The 2,441-nt window shown below is 69.0% G+C and carries 3 protein-coding genes; all 3 read left to right on the top strand.

The annotated features are described in order from the left end of the window. Positions 1–988: DUF3141 domain-containing protein (locus tag WDW90_RS36355; protein WP_336492600.1), on the top strand; the 988-nt coding region annotated here is incomplete at its 5' end. Continuing rightward, positions 985–1,767: an enoyl-ACP reductase FabI gene (gene fabI, locus WDW90_RS36350; RefSeq protein WP_336492599.1), complete on the top strand. Its 783-nt coding sequence runs from the start codon at positions 985–987 to the stop codon at positions 1,765–1,767. The genes WDW90_RS36355 and fabI, both read left to right, overlap by 4 nt. A gap of 41 nt (positions 1,768–1,808) precedes the next feature. Beyond that, complete coding sequence (gene atpC, locus WDW90_RS36345; protein ID WP_336492598.1) at positions 1,809–2,210, top strand: ATP synthase F1 subunit epsilon; 402 nt, start codon at positions 1,809–1,811, stop codon at positions 2,208–2,210. Positions 2,211–2,441 lie beyond the last annotated feature (231 nt).

Raw genomic sequence — 2,441 nt, 5'->3', positions numbered from 1 at the left:
GGAGCAGGCAACGAACGGTGCGACCCGCTACGACGTCGTCTTGACGGAGCACCGGGTCGAGAACCTGCAGCAATTGCAGAAATACGCCCGCAAGGACGAAGTCCCCTTTGCCGCGGTCGAGAAGGTCTCGGAGTTTAACGCCTCGCTCTATGAGACCTTCATGCACCCGCTGCTCGGTGCCCTGGTGACCCCGGAGGTGGGGAAGGTTGCCCGCGCCTGTCATCCGCTCCGGGCGCGCCGGTGGGCTATCTCGGATCTCAACCCTTGGCTCGCTCCGTTGAAGGGCTGGGCCGACTTTGCGCGAGCCCATCGCACGCCCCGCGATGAGGCAGGCCCCGGCGTCGCGTCGGAGCGGCTCCTCGCGGCCGGCATCACCGCCTCATGGGACCTGTACCGGCAGCTGCGCGACGCGGTGGTGGAGAACCTGTTCTACAACGTCTACGGTCCGATGAGCCTCATGGCCCCGGCCGAGCCGGCCGCCGCGGAGACCTTGTCCCGGCCGGACGGCGATATGCCAGCCATCCGCGAGGCCCTTGCCCGGATCGCGGATGGCGGGTTCACCGAGGCCGCCGTCCGGGCAACCCTGCTCGCCGCCCGGCTCGGGACGCGCGAGAAGCGGCTCTCGACGGCTAAGCGCATCCGTGAGCTCGTCGGTCGCGAAGTCGGCCTGCTCGACCTTCCGGCCAGCGAGGCGAGCCACGTCGTGCGGCAGCAATCCTACATCGTCGAGCACGAGCCCGAACGCGCGCTGGCGACGCTGCCGACCCTCGTGCGCACGGCGGAGGAGCGTCGGCGCCTCCTCGGCATCCTGGAGCGGCTGACGGACAACATTGACCTCGCGCCGGAGCAGCGGGCGCTGATGTCCGAATTCCGGCGTCTCCTAGCGTCAGACTTGCCCCGGGAGACGGCCCTGACGCCCGTCGCCGAATCGTCGCACGCGCCCGGGCGCCATGCCGCCCGGGGCAAGTCGCGGAGGGCCGCCCCATGACACGGATCCCAGACGGCAAGGCGCTTCTCGGCAAGCGCGCCCTGGTGCTCGGCGTCGCCAACGAGCACTCCATCGCCTATGGCTGCGCGCGCGTGTTCCGCCGTCTCGGGGCGGAGCTCGCCCTGACCTACTTGAACGAGAAGGCTAGGCCCTTCGTCGAGCCGCTGGCGCAGGAGCTTGAGGCCCCGGTCTTCGTCCCCTGCGACGTTCAGCGAGCGGGCGAGCTCGAAGCTGTCTTCCGCCAGATCAGCGAGACCTGGGGCAGCCTCGACATCGCGCTGCATTCCATCGCGTTCGCCCCGAAGGAGGATCTTCAAGGCCGGCTCGTCGACAGCTCGTCCGAAGGCTTCAAGGTGGCGATGGACGTCTCCTGCCATTCCTTCATCCGCATGGCCCGGCTCGCGGCGCCGCTGATGCGGGACGGCGGCACGCTCCTGACCATGAGCTATCACGGCGCCAACAAGGTCGTGCCGAACTACAACCTGATGGGCCCCGTGAAGGCGGCGCTGGAGAGCGCGGTCCGCTACCTCGCCTACGAGCTCGGGAAACAGGACATCCGTGTCCACGCCGTCTCGCCCGGCCCCCTGAAGACGCGTGCCGCCTCCGGCCTCAAGGATTTCGACCTTCTCCTGAGCGAGGCGGTGCAACGCGCGCCGATCGGCGAACTTGTCGACATCGACGATGTCGGCCTCACCGCGGCCTACCTGACGACGCCGTACGCCGCTCACCTGACCGGCATGACGATCTACGTGGACGGCGGGCTCAGCATCATGGCCTGAGCACGCTCGGGCGTGCCTGCCGCATCGGGGAGGACACCACGATGGACGATCTCTTCGCCGAGCTGGTCTCGCCCGAGCGGGTGGTCTTCGCAGGCGAGGTCCGATCCGTCGTGCTGCCGGGCGTCGAGGGCGACATGACGGTCCTGGTCGGCCACGCGCCCCTCGCGACGGCGCTGCATCCCGGCATCGTTTTCGCCACCGACGCCGCCGGCACCGGGCGCCGGGCCTTCGTGCGGGGCGCCTTCGTCGAGGTCACGGCCGGCCGGGTCACGATCCTGGCCGAGCGGGTTCTGCCGGTCGAGGAACTGACCGCTGCCCAGATCGAGGAGGAGATCCTCCACCTCCAGATGGAGCGGGACGCGACGGTGGACGAGGCGACGCATGCCCAATTCGACGTCTCGATCGGCCGCCTGGAGGAATTCAAGGCGAGCCTCGGGCTCTGACAGGGGCACGGCCGTGACTGGACTCTCCGGCTGCCCCGGGCCCAGCCATTGGAACTGGCACCGCCATCCTATTCTTGCAGTTTCTGCGTGCACTGCTTGATCGGACGAGCCGATCTGACGTTTACCAGCAGGGCCGGGCCACTCGGGTCGGAGCTGACGCGAGGAGCCGATGTCGCTGATCCACACCAGTCTTGCCCGCGCCGTACGGCTCGCGCTCGCATCCGGGTGCCT

This window comes from Methylobacterium nigriterrae, from assembly GCF_037106235.1.
GTDB lineage: Bacteria > Pseudomonadota > Alphaproteobacteria > Rhizobiales > Beijerinckiaceae > Methylobacterium > Methylobacterium nigriterrae.
This window is presented reverse-complemented; position numbering and strand designations above follow the sequence as displayed.

Bases quoted from the DNA above. Each gene is read 5' to 3' on its own strand.
- fabI (WP_336492599.1), top strand. From the start codon at position 985: ATGACACGGATCCCAGACGGCAAGGCGCTTCTCGGCAAGCGCGCCCTG.
- atpC (WP_336492598.1), top strand. From the start codon at position 1,809: ATGGACGATCTCTTCGCCGAGCTGGTCTCGCCCGAGCGGGTGGTCTTC.